Origin of the sequence: Stenotrophomonas sp. JC08 (genome assembly GCF_052180205.1) — a bacterium.
GTDB lineage: Bacteria > Pseudomonadota > Gammaproteobacteria > Xanthomonadales > Xanthomonadaceae > Stenotrophomonas.
In genome coordinates, this window is the sequence record NZ_CP197473.1 from 3,178,676 (window position 1) to 3,194,592 (window position 15,917).

21 protein-coding genes and 2 pseudogenes are annotated in these 15,917 nt (G+C 59.2%); 19 read left to right on the forward strand and 4 right to left on the reverse strand.

Translation table 11 applies throughout. The features are described 5' to 3' along the window. Window positions 1-76 precede the first annotated feature (76 nt). From ACSBPQ_RS14610 to ACSBPQ_RS14670, 13 genes and pseudogenes are all read left to right on the forward strand, one after another. Window positions 77-559: a deoxycytidylate deaminase gene (locus ACSBPQ_RS14610; RefSeq protein WP_442682805.1), complete on the forward strand. Its 483-nt coding sequence runs from the start codon at window positions 77-79 to the stop codon at window positions 557-559. Between the two features lie 715 nt (window positions 560-1,274). Continuing rightward, window positions 1,275-1,955, forward strand: coding sequence for a hypothetical protein (locus ACSBPQ_RS14615; RefSeq protein ID WP_442682806.1), 681 nt, complete (start codon window positions 1,275-1,277; stop codon window positions 1,953-1,955). 46 nt (window positions 1,956-2,001) lie between these two features. Then, window positions 2,002-2,235, forward strand: a complete 234-nt coding sequence (locus ACSBPQ_RS14620; RefSeq protein WP_442682807.1) for a hypothetical protein — start codon at window positions 2,002-2,004, stop codon at window positions 2,233-2,235. Between the two features lie 210 nt (window positions 2,236-2,445). Then, a complete protein-coding gene (locus ACSBPQ_RS14625; RefSeq protein WP_442684604.1) occupies window positions 2,446-3,267 on the forward strand; it encodes a GTPase family protein in 822 nt (273 codons plus the stop codon). A 90-nt stretch (window positions 3,268-3,357) separates the two neighbouring features. Next, window positions 3,358-3,627: a hypothetical protein gene (locus ACSBPQ_RS14630; RefSeq protein ID WP_442682808.1), complete on the forward strand. Its 270-nt coding sequence runs from the start codon at window positions 3,358-3,360 to the stop codon at window positions 3,625-3,627. A gap of 77 nt (window positions 3,628-3,704) precedes the next feature. Continuing rightward, entirely contained in the window at window positions 3,705-4,253 is a 549-nt protein-coding gene (locus ACSBPQ_RS14635; protein WP_442682809.1) for a DUF998 domain-containing protein, read from the forward strand. Window positions 4,254-4,662: 409 nt separating this feature from the next. Beyond that, window positions 4,663-5,109, forward strand: a complete 447-nt coding sequence (locus tag ACSBPQ_RS14640) for a hypothetical protein (RefSeq protein WP_442682810.1) — start codon at window positions 4,663-4,665, stop codon at window positions 5,107-5,109. Between the two features lie 109 nt (window positions 5,110-5,218). After that, window positions 5,219-5,545: a hypothetical protein gene (locus ACSBPQ_RS14645; protein ID WP_442682811.1), complete on the forward strand. Its 327-nt coding sequence runs from the start codon at window positions 5,219-5,221 to the stop codon at window positions 5,543-5,545. 69 nt (window positions 5,546-5,614) lie between these two features. After that, on the forward strand, window positions 5,615-6,049 hold the full coding sequence (locus ACSBPQ_RS14650; protein ID WP_442682812.1) for a DUF4826 family protein: 435 nt from the start codon (window positions 5,615-5,617) through the stop codon (window positions 6,047-6,049). Window positions 6,050-6,138: 89 nt separating this feature from the next. Next, window positions 6,139-6,582 (forward strand): DUF4279 domain-containing protein, encoded by a 444-nt coding sequence (locus ACSBPQ_RS14655; protein ID WP_442682813.1) that lies wholly within the window; start codon window positions 6,139-6,141, stop codon window positions 6,580-6,582. A gap of 296 nt (window positions 6,583-6,878) precedes the next feature. Next, window positions 6,879-7,837: pseudogene (locus tag ACSBPQ_RS14660) on the forward strand (IS1595 family transposase). 73 nt (window positions 7,838-7,910) lie between these two features. Further along, entirely contained in the window at window positions 7,911-8,168 is a 258-nt protein-coding gene (locus ACSBPQ_RS14665; protein WP_442682814.1) for a type II toxin-antitoxin system Phd/YefM family antitoxin, read from the forward strand. Next, a complete protein-coding gene (locus ACSBPQ_RS14670) occupies window positions 8,156-8,476 on the forward strand; it encodes a type II toxin-antitoxin system RelE/ParE family toxin (RefSeq protein WP_442682815.1) in 321 nt (106 codons plus the stop codon). The genes ACSBPQ_RS14665 and ACSBPQ_RS14670 overlap by 13 nt, the downstream gene beginning before the upstream one ends. Before the next feature lie 176 nt (window positions 8,477-8,652). Here the strand turns inward: ACSBPQ_RS14670 and ACSBPQ_RS14675 are convergent, their stop codons facing one another. Continuing rightward, a complete protein-coding gene (locus tag ACSBPQ_RS14675; protein WP_442682816.1) occupies window positions 8,653-8,784 on the reverse strand; it encodes a hypothetical protein in 132 nt (43 codons plus the stop codon). Window positions 8,785-8,790: 6 nt separating this feature from the next. Next, window positions 8,791-9,024 carry a hypothetical protein gene (locus ACSBPQ_RS14680; protein ID WP_442682817.1) on the reverse strand — a complete coding sequence of 78 codons (234 nt, stop codon included), beginning with the start codon at window positions 9,022-9,024 and terminating at the stop codon, window positions 8,791-8,793. A gap of 454 nt (window positions 9,025-9,478) precedes the next feature. Between ACSBPQ_RS14680 and ACSBPQ_RS14685 the strand changes: the two genes are divergently transcribed. Continuing rightward, window positions 9,479-9,802 carry a helix-turn-helix domain-containing protein gene (locus tag ACSBPQ_RS14685; RefSeq protein ID WP_442682818.1) on the forward strand — a complete coding sequence of 108 codons (324 nt, stop codon included), beginning with the start codon at window positions 9,479-9,481 and terminating at the stop codon, window positions 9,800-9,802. Next, window positions 9,802-10,992 carry a type II toxin-antitoxin system HipA family toxin gene (locus ACSBPQ_RS14690; protein WP_442682819.1) on the forward strand — a complete coding sequence of 397 codons (1,191 nt, stop codon included), beginning with the start codon at window positions 9,802-9,804 and terminating at the stop codon, window positions 10,990-10,992. The genes ACSBPQ_RS14685 and ACSBPQ_RS14690 overlap by 1 nt, the downstream gene beginning before the upstream one ends. 217 nt (window positions 10,993-11,209) lie before the next feature. On the opposite strand, the pseudogene ACSBPQ_RS14695 reads toward ACSBPQ_RS14690, so the two are convergent. Together ACSBPQ_RS14695 and ACSBPQ_RS14700 are read right to left on the reverse strand one after the other, a co-directional pair. After that, window positions 11,210-12,177, reverse strand: a pseudogene (locus tag ACSBPQ_RS14695) (IS5 family transposase). Between the two features lie 34 nt (window positions 12,178-12,211). Then, entirely contained in the window at window positions 12,212-13,174 is a 963-nt protein-coding gene (locus ACSBPQ_RS14700; RefSeq protein WP_442682820.1) for an IS1595 family transposase, read from the reverse strand. 240 nt (window positions 13,175-13,414) lie between these two features. Here ACSBPQ_RS14700 and ACSBPQ_RS14705 point away from each other — a divergent pair, with 240 nt between their 5' ends. From ACSBPQ_RS14705 to ACSBPQ_RS14720, 4 genes are all read left to right on the forward strand, one after another. After that, a complete protein-coding gene (locus tag ACSBPQ_RS14705; RefSeq protein ID WP_442682821.1) occupies window positions 13,415-13,633 on the forward strand; it encodes an addiction module antidote protein in 219 nt (72 codons plus the stop codon). Beyond that, on the forward strand, window positions 13,587-13,994 hold the full coding sequence (locus ACSBPQ_RS14710) for a hypothetical protein (RefSeq protein ID WP_442684616.1): 408 nt from the start codon (window positions 13,587-13,589) through the stop codon (window positions 13,992-13,994). The genes ACSBPQ_RS14705 and ACSBPQ_RS14710 overlap by 47 nt, the downstream gene beginning before the upstream one ends. A gap of 334 nt (window positions 13,995-14,328) precedes the next feature. Continuing rightward, window positions 14,329-14,610: a helix-turn-helix transcriptional regulator gene (locus ACSBPQ_RS14715; protein WP_442682822.1), complete on the forward strand. Its 282-nt coding sequence runs from the start codon at window positions 14,329-14,331 to the stop codon at window positions 14,608-14,610. Then, window positions 14,607-15,884, forward strand: a complete 1,278-nt coding sequence (locus ACSBPQ_RS14720; RefSeq protein ID WP_442682823.1) for a type II toxin-antitoxin system HipA family toxin — start codon at window positions 14,607-14,609, stop codon at window positions 15,882-15,884. The genes ACSBPQ_RS14715 and ACSBPQ_RS14720 overlap by 4 nt, the downstream gene beginning before the upstream one ends. The last annotated feature ends 33 nt before the right edge of the window (window positions 15,885-15,917 follow it).

The following is a 15,917-nucleotide window of genomic DNA, read 5'->3' on the forward strand; positions in this document are numbered from 1 at the left end:
AATTCATTCAAGCCGACGCCGCTTCGCGGCGCGGCTTAATTCAGGCGTTAGGCATCACAAGGAAGGGGAGCGAGTTATGCAGTTTCTGATTCAGTCCAAACCCATGTCCAAATGGGACCGGCGTTTCTGTGAGCTGGCTAAGTACGTATCAGAGTGGTCCAAGGACCAAGATGCAAAAGTTGGTGCCGTGGTGTTCTCGAAGCGTGGGGGCGAAATTTCTATCGGATACAACGGCTTTCCAATGGGCGTCGAGGACTCTGCCGAACGACTCACTGACACAGCGATCAAGCTGGAGTTGGTAGTTCATGCCGAGGTAAATGCGCTGATAGCTGCTGGCGCTAGGAGCGCGGGTGCTGTCCTCTATGTATGGGGCAAGCCTATCTGCGCTAGGTGCGCAGGCCCGATCATCCAGTCAGGCGTCAAGCGAATCGTTGCGCTCAGCCCAGACTCAGTGCCAGAAACTTCGAAGTGGCATCAGACCGGCAAGTACGCGTACGAGATGTTCAGGGAGGCTGGCATCGAAGTTGACTTTTATACCGTCGCCGACGGTGATTCCTAATAGCTGTCAGGTCGCACATCAATCGCAAGGGGATAAGCATGAGCAATTTAGAGTTTAAGTTGTGCACTATTTGGGGCGACATGACGGCGGATAGCGCTGCGGATCAGTATCCGCAAGAACCCGTTTGCACAGACTGCATTGCGGCAGAAGAAGCTGATGGCGAGAATTCTAGGGTCGTCAGCGTTGGTGAGACACTGACGGACACTGATGCTGTCTGCTATTTCTGTGAATGTAGTGCCGACGACTGACGGGACAGCAATGCCTAACAATTCATTCAAGCCGACGCCGCTTCGCAGCGCGGCTTAATTCAGGCGTTAGGCCGCAGTTGTAAAAGTTGGGTGGTGGTTCCTGCTTCGGCAAATCCATTGCCCGTTTGCCGGTCGGCTCCGGTCACTGCTCTTCACCGTTCCCGGCATCGGCAAGTTTTCGACTCCGGCCCTGGCGTCACGTTTGCCGCACTCGGTTTGCGTTTGGCTTCGGTGGTTCCGCGCGGCAGGCTTCGCTGGGCCAGCCCCGTCTTGCCGGCTGTGGCATCATCGACCTTCGTCTTGTTGTTCAAGTGGGCAGCATTGGCTTTCTGCTAGTTTCTCGGCCACTGCTGCCTAACAACTCATTCAAGCCGACGCCGCTCCGCGGCGCGGCTTAATTCAGGCGTTAGGCCGCTCAACGTGCCACAGCGCGGCCGGAACAATTCACAAATCACACAGGGGGCTATATGACTCTTAACACCATCCAGAGGATTGTCGTTGGACTAGGTGCATTCGCACTTGCGCTCTCGCTCGTGTGGGTTCCGTTCTCTGCCCACCTAGTGAGGTCCGGCGACAATTATGACCGTGAAGTTGGCTATGGATTAGTTTTTCAACCGCCTCAAGAAACTGGTTGTGAATTTGCATTCGGTAAGGAAGTTTCGAGACGGCGACTTGAAGTTGCGTGCGCAGTAAAAGTCGAAACATCGCGCGTGGTAATGACTGCCAGCGCCATTGCTGTTGCTACTATTGCGCTGTTTATTCTAGCGGGGATCTTCGGCAATCACAGGAGCGCGAGCGGTGCGCAACTCCGAGAGCGAATTGAGCCGGACTCGCTCGCAGCGAAACTCAAAAAGGCAAACGCAAAATTCCCCGTATCAGGAGGGAACTGCACTAACGATGACCCCCTCATCATCACTGAAAAGAAAGATTACGCGAGCATCGAGTATGCAGTCGCGGAGATGATAATGAAAAGCCAAGGCCTTGAGTTCAAGTTTACGCTCCAAGGACTTGAGAATCGCGGGAAACGCTACATTGATGTTCTCACTTATAACGTTAAAGAGGGCGGCGACACCGAGTGGACAAGCAAGCGCTCATTTTATTTTGATATTACCGCCGGCTACGAAAGACTGATAAGACGCTTACGCTAGTAGGCAAACTGAACCATCTCTCAAGCCGAAATTGGGGTAACAAGTCATGCCCGTAGCACACTTCCAACGCCACATCACTTCACTTTCCACCAACACCATTGGCACCGACGCCCTGAACGCCTTGCTGAGAATTCCGGGCGTGAGCAACCCCGAGGTCGTCGAGGAATCAGAAAACCGCGTCACCATTTCCTACACTTGGGACGCACAGGCCACGCCTCCAGAAAACTCTGCCTCACACTTTCAAAGCTTTGGGCTGCAAAAGGTCGAGGTCGCGGCCTAACAATTCGTTTAAGCCGAACTTGCTTCGTTACGGCAAAGGTATGGCAGAAAAATCTTGCCATACCTTTACCTTCACTACGCAAGTCGGCTTAACTCAAGCGTTATGCGTACCCCCAACATCCTCACTAAGGAGAGAACATGAGCACCCCCCCCGAAGAAGAGCATCGAGGCAGCACCGGATGAAGCAAACAAAAAGAAGATTCTTGACGACATCAAGGCAGAAATATCAAGGATTAGAAATTACACCCCGAAGGTTGCCGTTTTCGGGGACACTGGCGTTGGGAAATCCAGCCTATGCAATGCCCTTTTCGGAAAAGAAATTGCTGAAATAAGTGACGTAGAGGCTTGTACAAGAAAGCCGCAAGAAATCTTACTGTCCGGCGAAGGGAGTGGAATTACCCTTATTGATGTTCCCGGAGTTGGCGAAGACCCTAGCCGCCATTCAGAATATCGCGAGCTATATAAGAGCCTATTGCCGGAACTTGACTTGGTTATCTGGGCAATCAAGGCTGATGATAGAAAATACGCGACCGCGCTTGATGTATATGAAGAAATACTTAAGCCAAAACTAAAGTCTTGTCCTGTAATCTTTGTTATCACTCAAGCCGACAAAATTGAACCCCATCGCAAATGGAATGAAGCAGAAAACAGGCCAGGCGATGAACAAATTGCAAACCTTAGCATCAAAATCAATGACGTATCATCCAGATTTGATGTCTCCACCAACAAGATTGTCGCAGTGTCAGCAAGCGATTCATGGAACCTAGTTGAGCTTGTCAATAAAGTAGTTGAAGTACTCCCAAACGAAAAAAAGTACGCCTTCGCAAGAGAGGCGAAAGAAGAAAACGTGTCCGAAGAAGCCGCGAAAGCAGCAGAAAAAGGAATCTTTGACGCAATCAAAGAAAGGGCAGGTGAAGCTTGGGACTACATCAAATATGAAGTTGCCGACTTCGTCGTTGACAAAGTCAAAGAGTACGCGCCAGTCATCGCCAAAAAGGCCATTGGGTTCCTAAAATCGCTCTGGCGGTTCTAAAGCGTACGCATAACAATTCATTCAAGCCGACGCCGCTTCGCGGCGCGGCTTAATTCAGGCGTTAGGCAGCACAACCAGGGGAGTCGCATCATGAAGAAGATAAGCAGATGGCTGTCTGTTTCCGCGTTGCTTGTGGTCGCCACCAGTGTCAGTGCAGCGACCGAGTATGAAATCGAGGTCTCGCACAAGGACGAGCTTTTCATCATTAATGGCGAGAAATACGAGGCAAAAACGTACTGCTTCAACATGGAGGAAGGAGATCGCGTGATCTTCCTTGAGGGCAGCCCGTACGGAGCTTGCGCTTCGGCAAAAATTCTCAACCTCCGCACCAAAAAGGTTTGTGAGGTGTGGTGCGAATGAAGCTGCCTAACAATTCATTCAAGCCGACGCCGCTTCGCGGCGCGGCTTAACTCAGGTGTTAGACCGCGGAGAAAGGAATGCTCGCAACTGCAGTAGCGGCTATCGCTGCAACATACCTTTTAGCCAGTCTCATTGCGCTCGCGCCACGCAAGGCAGGATACAGCCACATCAAGCACTCTATTAGCGAGATGGGTGAGATTGGAGCACCCCATCAGCGCTTTATTGCCTTTGGCCTCTTCCTGCCAATCGGCTTGGCCATGCTGCTCGTTGCCTACCTTGTTCGTCCTGACTCGTCTGCGGCCTCAAATCTCGCGCTATGTATCGCCATTGGTTACATCGGTGCGGCTGCGTTTCCCTGCGACCCGGCTTCTCCTTTGTTCAGTACAACCCGACAAGCTCTCCACAATATTGCCGGAGCTGTTCAGTACATCGGTGGCGGCATCGCTCTCACGACGCTTGCTGAGCGCTTCGGCGAGCCATTTGAGACCGCCGGGTTCATCGTGCTTGTAACCGCCATCGCGCTGTGCTTTTCAAGTCTTGTCCGTGGCATCATCCAACGCATCGCAGAGACCTGCCTGTTCGGCGGTCTTGCATTGGCCGTTTGGCAGATCGGCGCCGCGGTCTAACAATTCATTCAAGCCGACGCCGCTTCGCGGCGCGGCTTAGTTCAGGCGTTAGGCCGCAGTGGGGCAAAGTTGGGGATGGTTCCTGCTTCGGCAAATCCACTGGCCGTTTTCCGGTCGGCTCCGGCCACCGCTTTTCACCATTTCCAGCATCGGCAAGCTCGCGGCTTCGGCTTTGGCGTCACGTTCGTCGCACTCGGTTTGCACTTGGCTTCGGGGGTTCCGCGCTTCCGGCTTTACCGGGCAAGCCCCGTCTCGCCGGCTGTGGCATCATCGGCCTTCGTTGTAGTGTTCAAAGCAGGCAGCATTGGCCCGCTGCAACTCCATCGGCCACCGCTGCCTAACAACTCATTCAAGCCGACGCCGCTCCGCGGCGCGGCTTAATTCAGGCGTTAGGCCGCTGGGGAGCTACATGGCCAGTCCAACCAACAAGCTTCTGGTAGCCGGCGCCGCCCTTAGCGGGCTCGCAGCGCTGGCGCATCTGGCGTGTCTGGTAGTTGGCGCTCCGCTGTTTCGGCTCTTGGGCGCCGGGGAGCAAATGGCACAGTTGCACTTGGCCGGCCACTGGTATCCCACCGTCGTTACCCTGGCCATTGCCGGCGTCCTTGCAACGTGGAGTGCGTACGCACTGTCCGGCGCCGGCGTGATTCGCAAGCTGCCGTTGCGGCGTACTGCACTCTCCGCCATCACCGCCATCTACATTGTCCGGGGCGTCGCCTTTGTGCCGGTCATGGCGTACTTCCCGGGAAACAGCATGACGTTCTGGGTAGTAAGCTCTTCAATATGCCTGCTGATCGGCATGGTCCATCTTGTAGGCCTTCGGCAGTCTTGGGTGAGGCTGTCGGGCGGCGCGGCCTAACAATGCGTTCAAGCCGAAGCCGCTTCGTTACGCAAAGCACATGGCAGGTACAGCTTGCCATGTGCTTTGCTCCACTGCGCGTCTCGGCTTAACTTGGGTGTTAGGCCTCATGCTCAAGAAACTCGTACTCATAGTCATCGTGCTGCTGCTGGCATTGGCCCAGAGCTACTTCATCTACGCCGTTCAGCATGGTGCCGACGACGCTTTCGCTGGTGCCTGGAGCAGCTTCAATGTCGCTCAATCTGAGTACTCGCAATTTGTATTCCGTACCATCAAGTGGTGGTGGGCTCTGCCTGTGCTCTGTCTGCTGCTCGCCGCCATTGCCGCTTGGAAGTCCAAGACAAGGCTCGTCTTTCTTGCACTGGTCTTCAGTTTCATCGGTACCATAGCCTTGTACTGGTCTGCATACGCCCCCTCATTGCTCATCCGCATATAAGGCCTAACAATTCATTCAAGCCGACACCGCTTCGCGGCGCGGCTTAATTCAGGCGTTAGGGCTCATCAGATGGATTACGACGACCCTGAAATTGAAGAACACTGGTGCAGCGAGCGGCGCAACGAGGTTGCTTCCTACTTGGCGCAAGAGGGTATTGCACACGGCCAGATCGGTGAGTGGCCTGCGTGGCACCTGGCGCCGTACGTCTCCGTTTGGGCCATTGAGAGCCGCTCCAATCCGGGCTGTGTCGGTTGGTGGGTCATTTGCGGCGACCTTCCCACCGACTACGTCTCTGCAGCCTCTGTAGAACACCCTCGTGACGCTTTGCTGTCATTCGTCGCCCGCTGGCGCACCGCCGCGGACCATATGGCACGCGGAGAGTCCTCGCCTGGCTTCACTATCGGCCCTCGCTCGGAGTGGATCGCATTGGCACCAATGCTGGCATCCCGTGCAGAGTCGCTGCAGGATATGTCCGCTGACACAGGGCTGTGGGATGAGCCCTAACAATTCATTCAAGCCGAACGCCACAAGTGGCGTCGGCTTAATTCCGGCGTTAGGCGCCACACTACAGGCTATCGCAAGCGAGTCTGCTCATGAGCTGTCTTGAGACCTACGCAACGCTGCGAATTTTCTCGAAGTCCATCGAGCCGGAAACTATCGGAGCGATGCTTGGCATATCGACCGCAAGCTGCCGACCTATTGATCCGAGCTCAAAGTACCGCAGCCGGAGAGAATGGGGTCTTTGGAGCTGGTGTACGGATACCATCGTCGAGTCCCGTGACAACTTGGAGCATCTTCGGGCCATCACTGAGCTACTTGACGGAAAATCTGAGCAGCTTGCTTATCTACGCGCGCAGAATTGCCAAACCGACATCTTCTGCTACTGGGTCTCTTCTGGCCAGGGTGGCCCCTATCTAGATGCCTCAACGATCAATGCATTGGCATCATTGGGGTTAGATATTTCATGGGACATGTACTTCGGCGATGAGGCAAACTACAACGAAGATGGAAGCCGGAAATCACCGCATGGCGCCTAACAATTCATTCAAGCCGACGCCGCTTCGCGGCGCGGCTTAATTCTGGCGTTAGGCCGCAGTTGTAAAAGTTGGGTGGTGGTTCCTGCTTCGGCAAATCCATTGCCCGTTTGCCGGTCGGCTCCGGTCACTGCTCTTCACCGTTCCCGGCATCGGCAAGTTTTCGACTCCAGCCCTGGCGTCACGTTTGCCGCACTCGATTTGCGTTCCTGATTAGCCCCGACCCTCAGCCGCGAGTCGCAGGATTTGCGCCGCCTGCGGCACAGCATGGTGCCACCTGAAGCCAACGAGGTGGCGCCATGGGCATCAACCGCGTGCAGTTCCAACCCGGCCTCTCGATGAGCGAGTTCATCCACCGCTACGGCACCGAAGCAAAGTGTTACCGGGCCTTGTACAAGTGGCGCTGGCCTGAAGGCTACCGCTGCCCGGCCTGTGCCGGACGCGCGCGTTCGCGATTCAGGCGCGGCGATGCGATCTACTACCAGTGCCGCGCTTGCCGGCATCAGACGACCTTGACGGCGGGCACCCTGTTGGAAGGCACCAAACTGCCGCTGCGCACCTGGATGCTGGCGATGCACCTGCTTACCTCGACCAAGACCAATTTGGCTGCGCTGGAACTGATGCGCCACCTGGGCGTGAACTACAAGACCGCCTGGCGCCTGAAGCACAAGGTCATGCAGGCCATGAGCGAGCGGGAGGATTCCAGAAAACTCCAGGGTTTCGTGCAGCTTGACGACGCCTATTTGGGCGGCGAGCGCAACGGCGGCAAGCCCGGGCGCGGATCGGAGAACAAGCAGGCGTTCGTGCAGTGCAGACGGACGAACACCTCGAACGCCCGAACTTCGCAGTGATCGAGCCGGTCCGCAGCTTCGACAACGCCTCGCTCAACGACTGGATCACGCGCCGCCTGGCACCTGAGTGCGAGGTCTACAGTGACGGCTTGGCTTGCTTCCGCCGGCTCGAAGACGCCGGCCACGCCCACACAACGCTCGACACCGGCGGCGGCCGCGCCGCCACCGAAGTGGCTGGAGCGCGATGGGTTAACGTCGTGCTGGGCAACCTCAAGCGGGCGATCAGTGGCACCTACCATGCCGTCAAACAAGCCAAGTACGCGCGGCGCTACCTGGCCGAAGCGGCGTACCGTTTCAACCGCCGGTTCCGCCTGCGCGAGACGCTGTCGCGACTTGCGACCGCGATGATGCGGTGCAAACCATGTCCGGAGCCGCGTCTGCGGATTGCGAGCAACTTTCTTGGCTGAGAGTCGGGGCTAATCAGGTAGGTCTTTGCCCGAGCCACTTGCGCGCCCGGAAGTGATACTGTAGTGTCACTCTATGCGCACGGAACTTGTCACGACCCTAAAACGCCAGGCCACTGAGCTCCTCTCGGACATTGAGCGGGACAAAGAGCCAATCCTCATCACTCAACACGGTCTGCCGAGTGCCTATCTGCTGGACGTTGAGACTTATCAGCTCATGCAGCAGCGCATGGCCGTCCTGGAGGGTATTGCCCGTGGAGAACAGGCAATCGCTGAGGGCCGCGTAGCGACCCATGCTCAAGCCAAGAAGCGCCTCGCCAGATGGCTGAAATAGTCTGGTCAGAGCCCGCGCTGGCGGATCTTGATGCAATTGCTGACTACATCGCGCTGGAAAATCCGGTCGCAGCGGCAGAGCTTGTCAAACGCATATTTGGCCACGTTGAGCGGCTTATCGACCATCCCGACAGCGGTAGTCGTCCTCAAGAACTTGGGCGCTCCCGTTATCGCCAGATAGTGGAGCTGCCCTGCCGTGTCTTCTATCGGCATGACGGGCACAAGGTCTTTATCTTGCATGTCATGCGCTCAGAGCGTCTATTGCGCAAGGGGCGGCTCACCTCGCGCTCCAAGCAAGCAAAGACCTAACAATTCATTCAAGCCGACGCCGCTTCGCGGCGCGGCTTAATTCAGCGTTAGGCCGCATGTCATCCTCGCAATCATCCAACTCGCCATGGTTCCGATACTGCTGGCTGTCGCACTGACCGTCCGCTTCGCCACGTCTGTTCCTCATGAGTGCCTCGATTCGTTCTGGGCGCGGGGGGTTACTGGACTGCGGTCAGTTGCAGGGCGCGTACCGCGAAGCTGCCAGCAATCTGCTTCTCGGCGGTTTCAACCGCCTTGGCGACCAGTGCAGTGATCGCTTCGTCACTGGCACCCACGGGAATCAGTGCCATTGCGGTTTAGCACACATTGCGCCCCTCGCTGGTGAACTGGAACTTCAGGGGGTTGTGGTAGCCATCGTCCTGGTAGAGATAGGCAACGGCAGTCTGACCCACCTGGATGGTCTTGAAGGTCTTCGCTGCAAGGAAGCCGCGCCCGCCGGCCCAGCCAAACGGAGCCATGGTGGCCAGAACTTTCGCGGAGAGCGTTTCGAATGCGGTCATCTTCTGCAGGTCGGTGGTCTTGGTTTCCATGGCGCTTCACGTGTGGACTGGGCTGTATCCACTTTAAGCAATCGACTTGCTCCCAAAAGTTGCACGACACCGGTTTGGCCGGCTGGGCATAACAGACGATGTACCAATATGGGCATAGCAAGCATTGCTGTGAACCCATATGCGTCCAGGGATGCAGCGATCCGCTCGCTCTTGCCGCCGCTATCCCGCAGTACCTCCCTGCGCTGTCCACCCTGGCCGAGCTGCTCAATGTCCCAAGAGGGCTGGGGCAGCGTTACTGGCCTAAGTCCGGCAGGATCAGGAGCGCCGGCACCGGTCCGGCATCAGCCATGCGCCGCTGCAACGTTGAAGTACACAGAGCGTGGGCCTGGCTGGGGGAGGTATCGGTGTCGCTTCTATTTGCGAGCCCTGAAAATGTACGCATACAGGTATGATAGGCTTTCTAATGTACCCATACCCGTCCAATGGAGCCGCCATGCCTGCGCCCATGCCGCCATTGTCCCCGAGCGCCGAAAGTGCATTGTCCGCCCTGGGCGAACTGCTCAAGCAGGCCCGTCTCAAACGCAGAATGTCCCAGGAGATGTTGGGGCAGCGCTGCGGGGTAGGCCGGCGTGTGATCGCAAAGCTCGAATCCTCGCCCGCCAGTGTCCCTGCCGGCGTATTCGTTGAAGTGCTGAGTGTGCTTGACCCCGAAATGCTCGACAACGTCGTCAAGGCCGTTGCCCATGATCCCATCGGGGACACGTTGGCACGGCAGCGCATGCCCACCCGGGCCGTCCAGCCGCGAGATGACTTCTGATGACCAGTGAGCTCTATGTGTTCGCTCCCAGACTCGCGCAGGCCGGCGGGCTGAATACCCAAGTAGAACTGTGCGGCCGCATTCGCTGGCACGACAAGGTGGGTACGTTCCGCTACGCGAAAGAGTGGCTGGAACTGCCGTATAGCTACGCCCTGGACCCAGTGAACTTGCCGCTGGTAGAGGGCGACCGCAATGTAACGGTCAATGGCGGCGTCCCTGGCGTTCTGGCAGACGCCGGCCCGGACGGTTGGGGGACTGTGCTGCTGGAGCGGATGCGTGGCGTCCTGCCGACGCCCTTGGAAGCACTGCGGCTTACCAGTGGTAGCGGGGTAGGTGCCCTTCGATTCTCCCAGTCGCGCACCAAGGCTGCTCCCAGTCGCAGCGTATTGGCCCGCACTACTCTGGATGAGCTGGAGACGGCCGCCCGTGCGCTCGACGCCGGCCTGCAGGTGGCACACCCCGCGCTGGAAGAAGTGTTTTATGCGGGCAGTGGCCTTGGTGGGGCGCGCCCCAAGGTGCTCGTATCCGACGCCGGCCGAGAGTGGATCGCCAAATTCCCCCGGAAGTCCGATGCGCTGGACATTCCCATTCTGGAGGCGGCATGTCTCACGCTTGCTGCCCGCGCCGGCCTGGAGGTGCCCGGGCACCGGTTGGTGACACTCAACGGGCGGCAGACCTTGCTTGTCGAACGGTTCGACCGGGCCGGGGGCGCGCCGCTGCACTACATGAGCTTTCACGCAATGCTCTCTGCCGCCCGGGTGGGGCCAGCCGATGCAATCCCGCCAGGGCCGCTGACGTACAGCAGCCTTGGCGTTACTTGCCGCAACCTTGGGGTGCCTGCCGCCCTTCCCACACTGTTCCGGCGGATGCTGTTCAACGTCTGCATCGCCAACACCGATGACCACCTGCGTAACCACGGGCTGCTGTTCGACGGCAGCTGGCGACACGCACCGACCTTCGACCTGGTAAGCATCGGTGGCCCTGCAATGGCTATCGGCATCGGCATGGAGGGCAGGGCGCGATCCATAGAGAACGCCCTGAGCGCGACTGCGCGGTTTGGACTTAGCGAGGAGCAGGCAAGGCAGATCCTGTCCGAAGTTCAAACGGCGGTGGCCACCATGGAGCCGCTGCTGCTGGATCTAGGGATGCCTGCCGGCGATGCGGAGGTCGTGGCACGGCGCTGCATGTGAGGGGCAATGCATTAGCCAAACAGTCTGGTTCCGGGCTCACCAGCGAGGGTGACCCAGCGCATGCGGAGCTGGCGCAGGTCGAGCCCGCTAGGGAAGGTCTGATCAAAGCGCTCTGATACTTGGATTTCAGCGTCAAGGCGCCAAGTCGACCTCGATATGATCGATTTTGCGCCGTTTCTGACGCTTTTCGACGGGTTTCCCCGTCCAACGGACGGATTTACCCCGTCGGCAGCAACAGACGTCGCCGCCCATCCACAGGTTCGACAGCGCGAACAGCGTCAGCACCTGCGCCGTGTTCTTCGCCAAGCCTCGGTAGCGCACCTTGGTGTAACCGAACTGCCGCTTCACCACCCGGAACGGGTGCTCCACCTTCGCCCGCACGCTGGCCTTGAAGTGCTCCCAGCGCTCGGCGTACTTGCGCTCGCGCTTGTTCTTCAGCGCTCGCAACTTCGATGGCTTCTCCGCGATCCAGAACGCAGCCTCCACGCCTTGCAGCTCCTCGCGCTTGTCCGCGCCCGTGTAGCCGCTGTCGCCGCAGATCGTATCTTCCTTGCCGTGCAGCAGCTTGTGCACCTGTGTCACGTCATTGACGTTCGCCGCCGTGCACTCCACGTGATGCACCAGGCCCGATTCCTCGTCCACGCCAATGTGCGCCTTCATCCCGAAGTGCCACTGGTTGCCCTTCTTCGTCTGGTGCATCTCCGGGTCGCGCTTGCCGTCCCTGTTCTTGGTAGAGCTCGGTGCCGCAATGATCGTCGCATCGACGATCGTGCCCGCCTTCAGGCTCTGGCCCTTGCGCGCCAGGTGTGCGTTCACGCGCTCCAGGAGCTGCGGCGCCAGATCATGCGTCTCCAGCAGCCGGCGGAAGTTTAGGATCGTGGTCTCGTCCGGGATGTTGTCCAGCCCGCTCAGGCGGGCAAAGCGGCGCATCACCGGCATCTCGTACAGCGTCTCTTCCATGCCCGGGTCGCTCAGCGAATACTACTGCTGCAGGAAGTGGATGCGCAGCATCGTCGCCAAGGGATACGGCTGCCGGCCGCGCTGGCCCATCTTCGGGTAGTGCGGTGCGATCAGCGCCAGCAATACGTTCCACGGCACAACCTGCTCCATCTCCGCCAGGAAGATCTCGCGTCGCGTCTTCTTCCGCTTGCCCGTGTGTTCCGCGCCCCCAAAGCTCAGCTGCATCGTCGTCATCCGTCGACCTGATTAGCCCCGACTCTCAGCCAAGAAAGTTGCTCGCAATCCGCAGACGCGGCTCCGGACATGGTTTGCACCGCATCATCGCGGTCGCAAGTCGCGATAGCGTCTCGCGCAGGCGGAACCGGCGGTTGAAACGGTACGCCGCTTCGGCCAGGTAGCGCCGCGCGTACTTGGCTTGTTTGACGGCATGGTAGGTGCCACTGATCGCCCGCTTGAGGTTGCCCAGCACGACGTTAACCCATCGCGCTCCAGCCACTTCGGTGGCGGCGCGGCCGCCGCCGGTGTCGAGCGTTGTGTGGGCGTGGCCGGCGTCTTCGAGCCGGCGGAAGCAAGCCAAGCCGTCACTGTAGACCTCGCACTCAGGTGCCAGGCGGCGCGTGATCCAGTCGTTGAGCGAGGCGTTGTCGAAGCTGCGGACCGGCTCGATCACTGCGAAGGTCGGGCGGTCGAGGTGTTCGTCCGTCTGCACTGCGATCACGAACGCCTGCTTGTTCTCCGATCCGCGCCCGGGCTTGCCGCCGTTGCGCTCGCCGCCCCAATAGGCGTCGTCAAGCTGCACGAAACCCTGGAGTTTTCTGGAATCCTCCCGCTCGGTCATGGCCTGCATGACCTTGTGCTTCAGGCGCCAGGCGGTCTTGTAGTTCACGCCCAGGTGGCGCATCAGTTCCAGCGCAGCCAAATTGGTCTTGGTCGAGGTAAGCAGGTGCATCGCCAGCATCCAGGTGCGCAGCGGCAGTTTGGTGCCTTCCAACAGGGTGCCCGCCGTCAAGGTCGTCTGATGCCGGCAAGCGCGGCACTGGTAGTAGATCGCATCGCCGCGCCTGAATCGCGAACGCGCGCGTCCGGCACAGGCCGGGCAGCGGTAGCCTTCAGGCCAGCGCCACTTGTACAAGGCCCGGTAACACTTTGCTTCGGTGCCGTAGCGGTGGATGAACTCGCTCATCGAGAGGCCGGGTTGGAACTGCACGCGGTTGATGCCCATGGCGCCACCTCGTTGGCTTCAGGTGGCACCATGCTGTGCCGCAGGCGGCGCAAATCCTGCGACTCGCGGCTGAGGGTCGGGGCTAATCAGGAAATAGATTGGCAATCACCAGTGCGCACGCGCGCAGGCCTCTGAGGCAGCTTCACCGCTCCCGGAATGCTTCACCACCATGCTTTTGTAACGGGCTGAATACGTAATCGATCAGCCGACATTGTCATTGCTGAGTACCTGAACGCTGCGTTGGAAGATGAGAATCCCAACGTCTTTCTTCAGGCAATCGCTCACGTTGCAAAGGCTCGAGGTATGAGCAAGCTGGCCAAGGACACCGGACTTGGTCGTGAGAGCCTGTACAAGGCGTTGGCCCCGGGCGCAAAGCCACGCTACGACACCGTACTTAAGCTGGTTCGTGCGCTTGGCGTTGAGCTTCATACAACGCCAGCTCATGCAAGTCAGGCCTAACAATGCGTTCAAGCCGAACCCGCTTCCTTACGCGACTCAATCACCGACTCCGAAAGCACCGCTGCAGCGCGATACGGTTGCAGCATACTCAGAGCAGAAACCTCAGCTGCTGACTGCCATTGTTCGTAGCTATGATCTTAGGAAGTACATCCTGGTCAACGCGAAGGACAAAAGTGTCTGGCGTGGCGACAACGACCGCGGCTGGCAAAGGGAAGAGGACGGCCCTATCACCGTCCTGACGCAACACGCCGCCGGCAAGGTCCATCATCTCAGGGCTGGCCAATGCCCTGTGGAACTCGCGCCTGGCATTCGCGACCCCGGCTGCCCCGTCTGCCAGACGTTGGTGGCTCTGGGTCACTGAGTCCGGGCTGGACAGGAGAGCCTAATTCCGGGCGTCGTCGCGGCACGCACGCCGGCGGACGAAGCGCGGCCCGATCAGTCCTTGATGAGCCACTTGGTCGAACTGCAGTACCGGACAGGGATCATCGCGAACTGGCCACGGAGCACATTGAACGCCAGGGAGCATTCCCGTACACCGCCGGCTCGATGATGGCGAGCAGTGGCTGAATGGCCACCTGTTGGCCTATGCTGCAGCCGCCGGGGCAGCAGATCTAAAATTAAATTGCATTTCGGTCGGTCTGAATATAATTTAATTGAGTATGGCTAAGCGAACCCCCCCTACGATGCCGCGTGCGATGAAGCAAATTCGCGAGCTGGGAGAACGGCTTCGCAATGCCCGACTTCGCCGTTCAATGACGCAGGCCGAGCTTGCCGCTCGTGTCGGGGTCAGCATGCCTACCCTGGGGAAGCTGGAGAACGGCGATCCCACGACCAGTCTGGCAACGATGCTGCGCGTGCTGACTGTTCTTGGTCTAGGCGCGGATATTGATCTGCTGGCCAAGGAAGACGCGCTCGGGCGCGAGCTGCAGGACAGCCAGCTGCAGCGCCCGGCGCGGACCAGCAGGAGCCGCAAATGAGCCAGCAACCGCAAGGGGCGCTCGAGGTCGATGCCTGGATGGATGCTGCTGGTCTTGATGAGCCTATCAAGGTGGGGACCCTACGCCGGAGCGCCGAGCGCAGGGGTGATACGGTCCACTTTGAATACTCCGACCCCTGGCTGAAATCCGTCAAAGATGGGTTCGAGACCTTCCAGCTGGACCCGCAGCTCCCGCTGCATCCAGGCGCGGTGTACGCCCGTGCCGGTGCGGACCAGCTGACCGGGGCGTTTCAGGACGCTTCGCCGGATCGGTGGGGAAGGCTCCTCATGGACCGGCGGGAAGTCCTGCAGGCACGGGAGGAACGCAGGCCCAAACGCAACCTGCGTCCCTGGGATTACCTCATGGGGGTCCACGACGATTCGCGGATGGGCGCTTTGCGCCTGCGCACGCCGGAGGGTTTCTACCTGGACAGCAGTGAGCTGGCGTGCCCGCCCGTCACAGAACTGCGGGAACTGGAAGCGATCGCCATCCGCATCGACAGGGATGACGTTCAGGACACGGATGAGAATCGCAAATGGGTACGCCGGCTGATCGTCGGTGGCGGCACGATGGGCGGCGCCCGGCCGAAGGCCAGCGTCCGAGACGCTGGCGGCAGGCTGCTGATGGCCAAGTTCCCTTCCAGTGATGATCGGCATGACGTGGGCCTGTGGGAGCTGATCACCTGCAGGCTGGCCGCCGCGGCCGGGATCAACATGCCGCCTGCAACAGCTCAGCGGTTCTCCAACCTCGGCTCCACTTTCCTGGTATCGCGCTTCGACAGGACCCCGACTGGTCGCCGTGCCTATGCGTCGGCATTCACGCTGCTGGACGTGGACGACAGCGAGAACTCCAGCTACCTGGACCTGGTGGAAGTGATCGAACACCACGCGCCGGCCTGCCGGATTGGAGAAGAACTTCGGCAGCTGTTCGCTCGAGTGGCATTCAACATCCTCATCGGGAACCGGGACGACCACCTGCGCAACCACGGGTTCTTGCGTGCGGAAGGCGGCTGGAGGATGTCGCCCGCCTTCGACGTAAACCCGAACCCAAACCGGGACTCCCACGTCCTATCCATCGATGAGGACGACCCAACCCCGGACACGCGACTGCTGCTTGATTCGTCCGCTTATTACCGGCTGTCCAAACAGGACGCCGCTGCGATCATGGAGCAAGTCCGGGCCGGGGTGCGCAGCTGGAAAGCTGAGGCCAAGCGGGTCGGCGCTTCCGGACATGATATGGGGATCATGGAGTCCGTCATCGACCCGGATCGCTAATCAAGGCTCCGCCCGTTAGCCCTGGACCACATC

What these genes read in the sequence shown, in the direction of transcription:
- ACSBPQ_RS14680 (WP_442682817.1), bottom strand. Translation starts at nt 9,024, where the DNA reads ATGGAAACCAAGACCACCGACCTGCAGAAGATGACCGCATTCGAAACG.
- ACSBPQ_RS14700 (WP_442682820.1), bottom strand. Translation starts at nt 13,174, where the DNA reads ATGGGCATCAACCGCGTGCAGTTCCAACCCGGCCTCTCGATGAGCGAG.
- ACSBPQ_RS14635 (WP_442682809.1), top strand. Translation starts at nt 3,705, where the DNA reads ATGCTCGCAACTGCAGTAGCGGCTATCGCTGCAACATACCTTTTAGCC.
- ACSBPQ_RS14715 (WP_442682822.1), top strand. Translation starts at nt 14,329, where the DNA reads ATGAAGCAAATTCGCGAGCTGGGAGAACGGCTTCGCAATGCCCGACTT.
- ACSBPQ_RS14645 (WP_442682811.1), top strand. Translation starts at nt 5,219, where the DNA reads ATGCTCAAGAAACTCGTACTCATAGTCATCGTGCTGCTGCTGGCATTG.
- ACSBPQ_RS14615 (WP_442682806.1), top strand. Translation starts at nt 1,275, where the DNA reads ATGACTCTTAACACCATCCAGAGGATTGTCGTTGGACTAGGTGCATTC.
- ACSBPQ_RS14690 (WP_442682819.1), top strand. Translation starts at nt 9,802, where the DNA reads ATGACCAGTGAGCTCTATGTGTTCGCTCCCAGACTCGCGCAGGCCGGC.
- ACSBPQ_RS14650 (WP_442682812.1), top strand. Translation starts at nt 5,615, where the DNA reads ATGGATTACGACGACCCTGAAATTGAAGAACACTGGTGCAGCGAGCGG.
- ACSBPQ_RS14685 (WP_442682818.1), top strand. Translation starts at nt 9,479, where the DNA reads ATGCCTGCGCCCATGCCGCCATTGTCCCCGAGCGCCGAAAGTGCATTG.
- ACSBPQ_RS14610 (WP_442682805.1), top strand. Translation starts at nt 77, where the DNA reads ATGCAGTTTCTGATTCAGTCCAAACCCATGTCCAAATGGGACCGGCGT.
- ACSBPQ_RS14640 (WP_442682810.1), top strand. Translation starts at nt 4,663, where the DNA reads ATGGCCAGTCCAACCAACAAGCTTCTGGTAGCCGGCGCCGCCCTTAGC.
- ACSBPQ_RS14670 (WP_442682815.1), top strand. Translation starts at nt 8,156, where the DNA reads ATGGCTGAAATAGTCTGGTCAGAGCCCGCGCTGGCGGATCTTGATGCA.
- ACSBPQ_RS14620 (WP_442682807.1), top strand. Translation starts at nt 2,002, where the DNA reads ATGCCCGTAGCACACTTCCAACGCCACATCACTTCACTTTCCACCAAC.
- ACSBPQ_RS14630 (WP_442682808.1), top strand. Translation starts at nt 3,358, where the DNA reads ATGAAGAAGATAAGCAGATGGCTGTCTGTTTCCGCGTTGCTTGTGGTC.
- ACSBPQ_RS14655 (WP_442682813.1), top strand. Translation starts at nt 6,139, where the DNA reads ATGAGCTGTCTTGAGACCTACGCAACGCTGCGAATTTTCTCGAAGTCC.
- ACSBPQ_RS14675 (WP_442682816.1), bottom strand. Translation starts at nt 8,784, where the DNA reads ATGGCACTGATTCCCGTGGGTGCCAGTGACGAAGCGATCACTGCACTG.
- ACSBPQ_RS14720 (WP_442682823.1), top strand. Translation starts at nt 14,607, where the DNA reads ATGAGCCAGCAACCGCAAGGGGCGCTCGAGGTCGATGCCTGGATGGAT.
- ACSBPQ_RS14665 (WP_442682814.1), top strand. Translation starts at nt 7,911, where the DNA reads ATGCGCACGGAACTTGTCACGACCCTAAAACGCCAGGCCACTGAGCTC.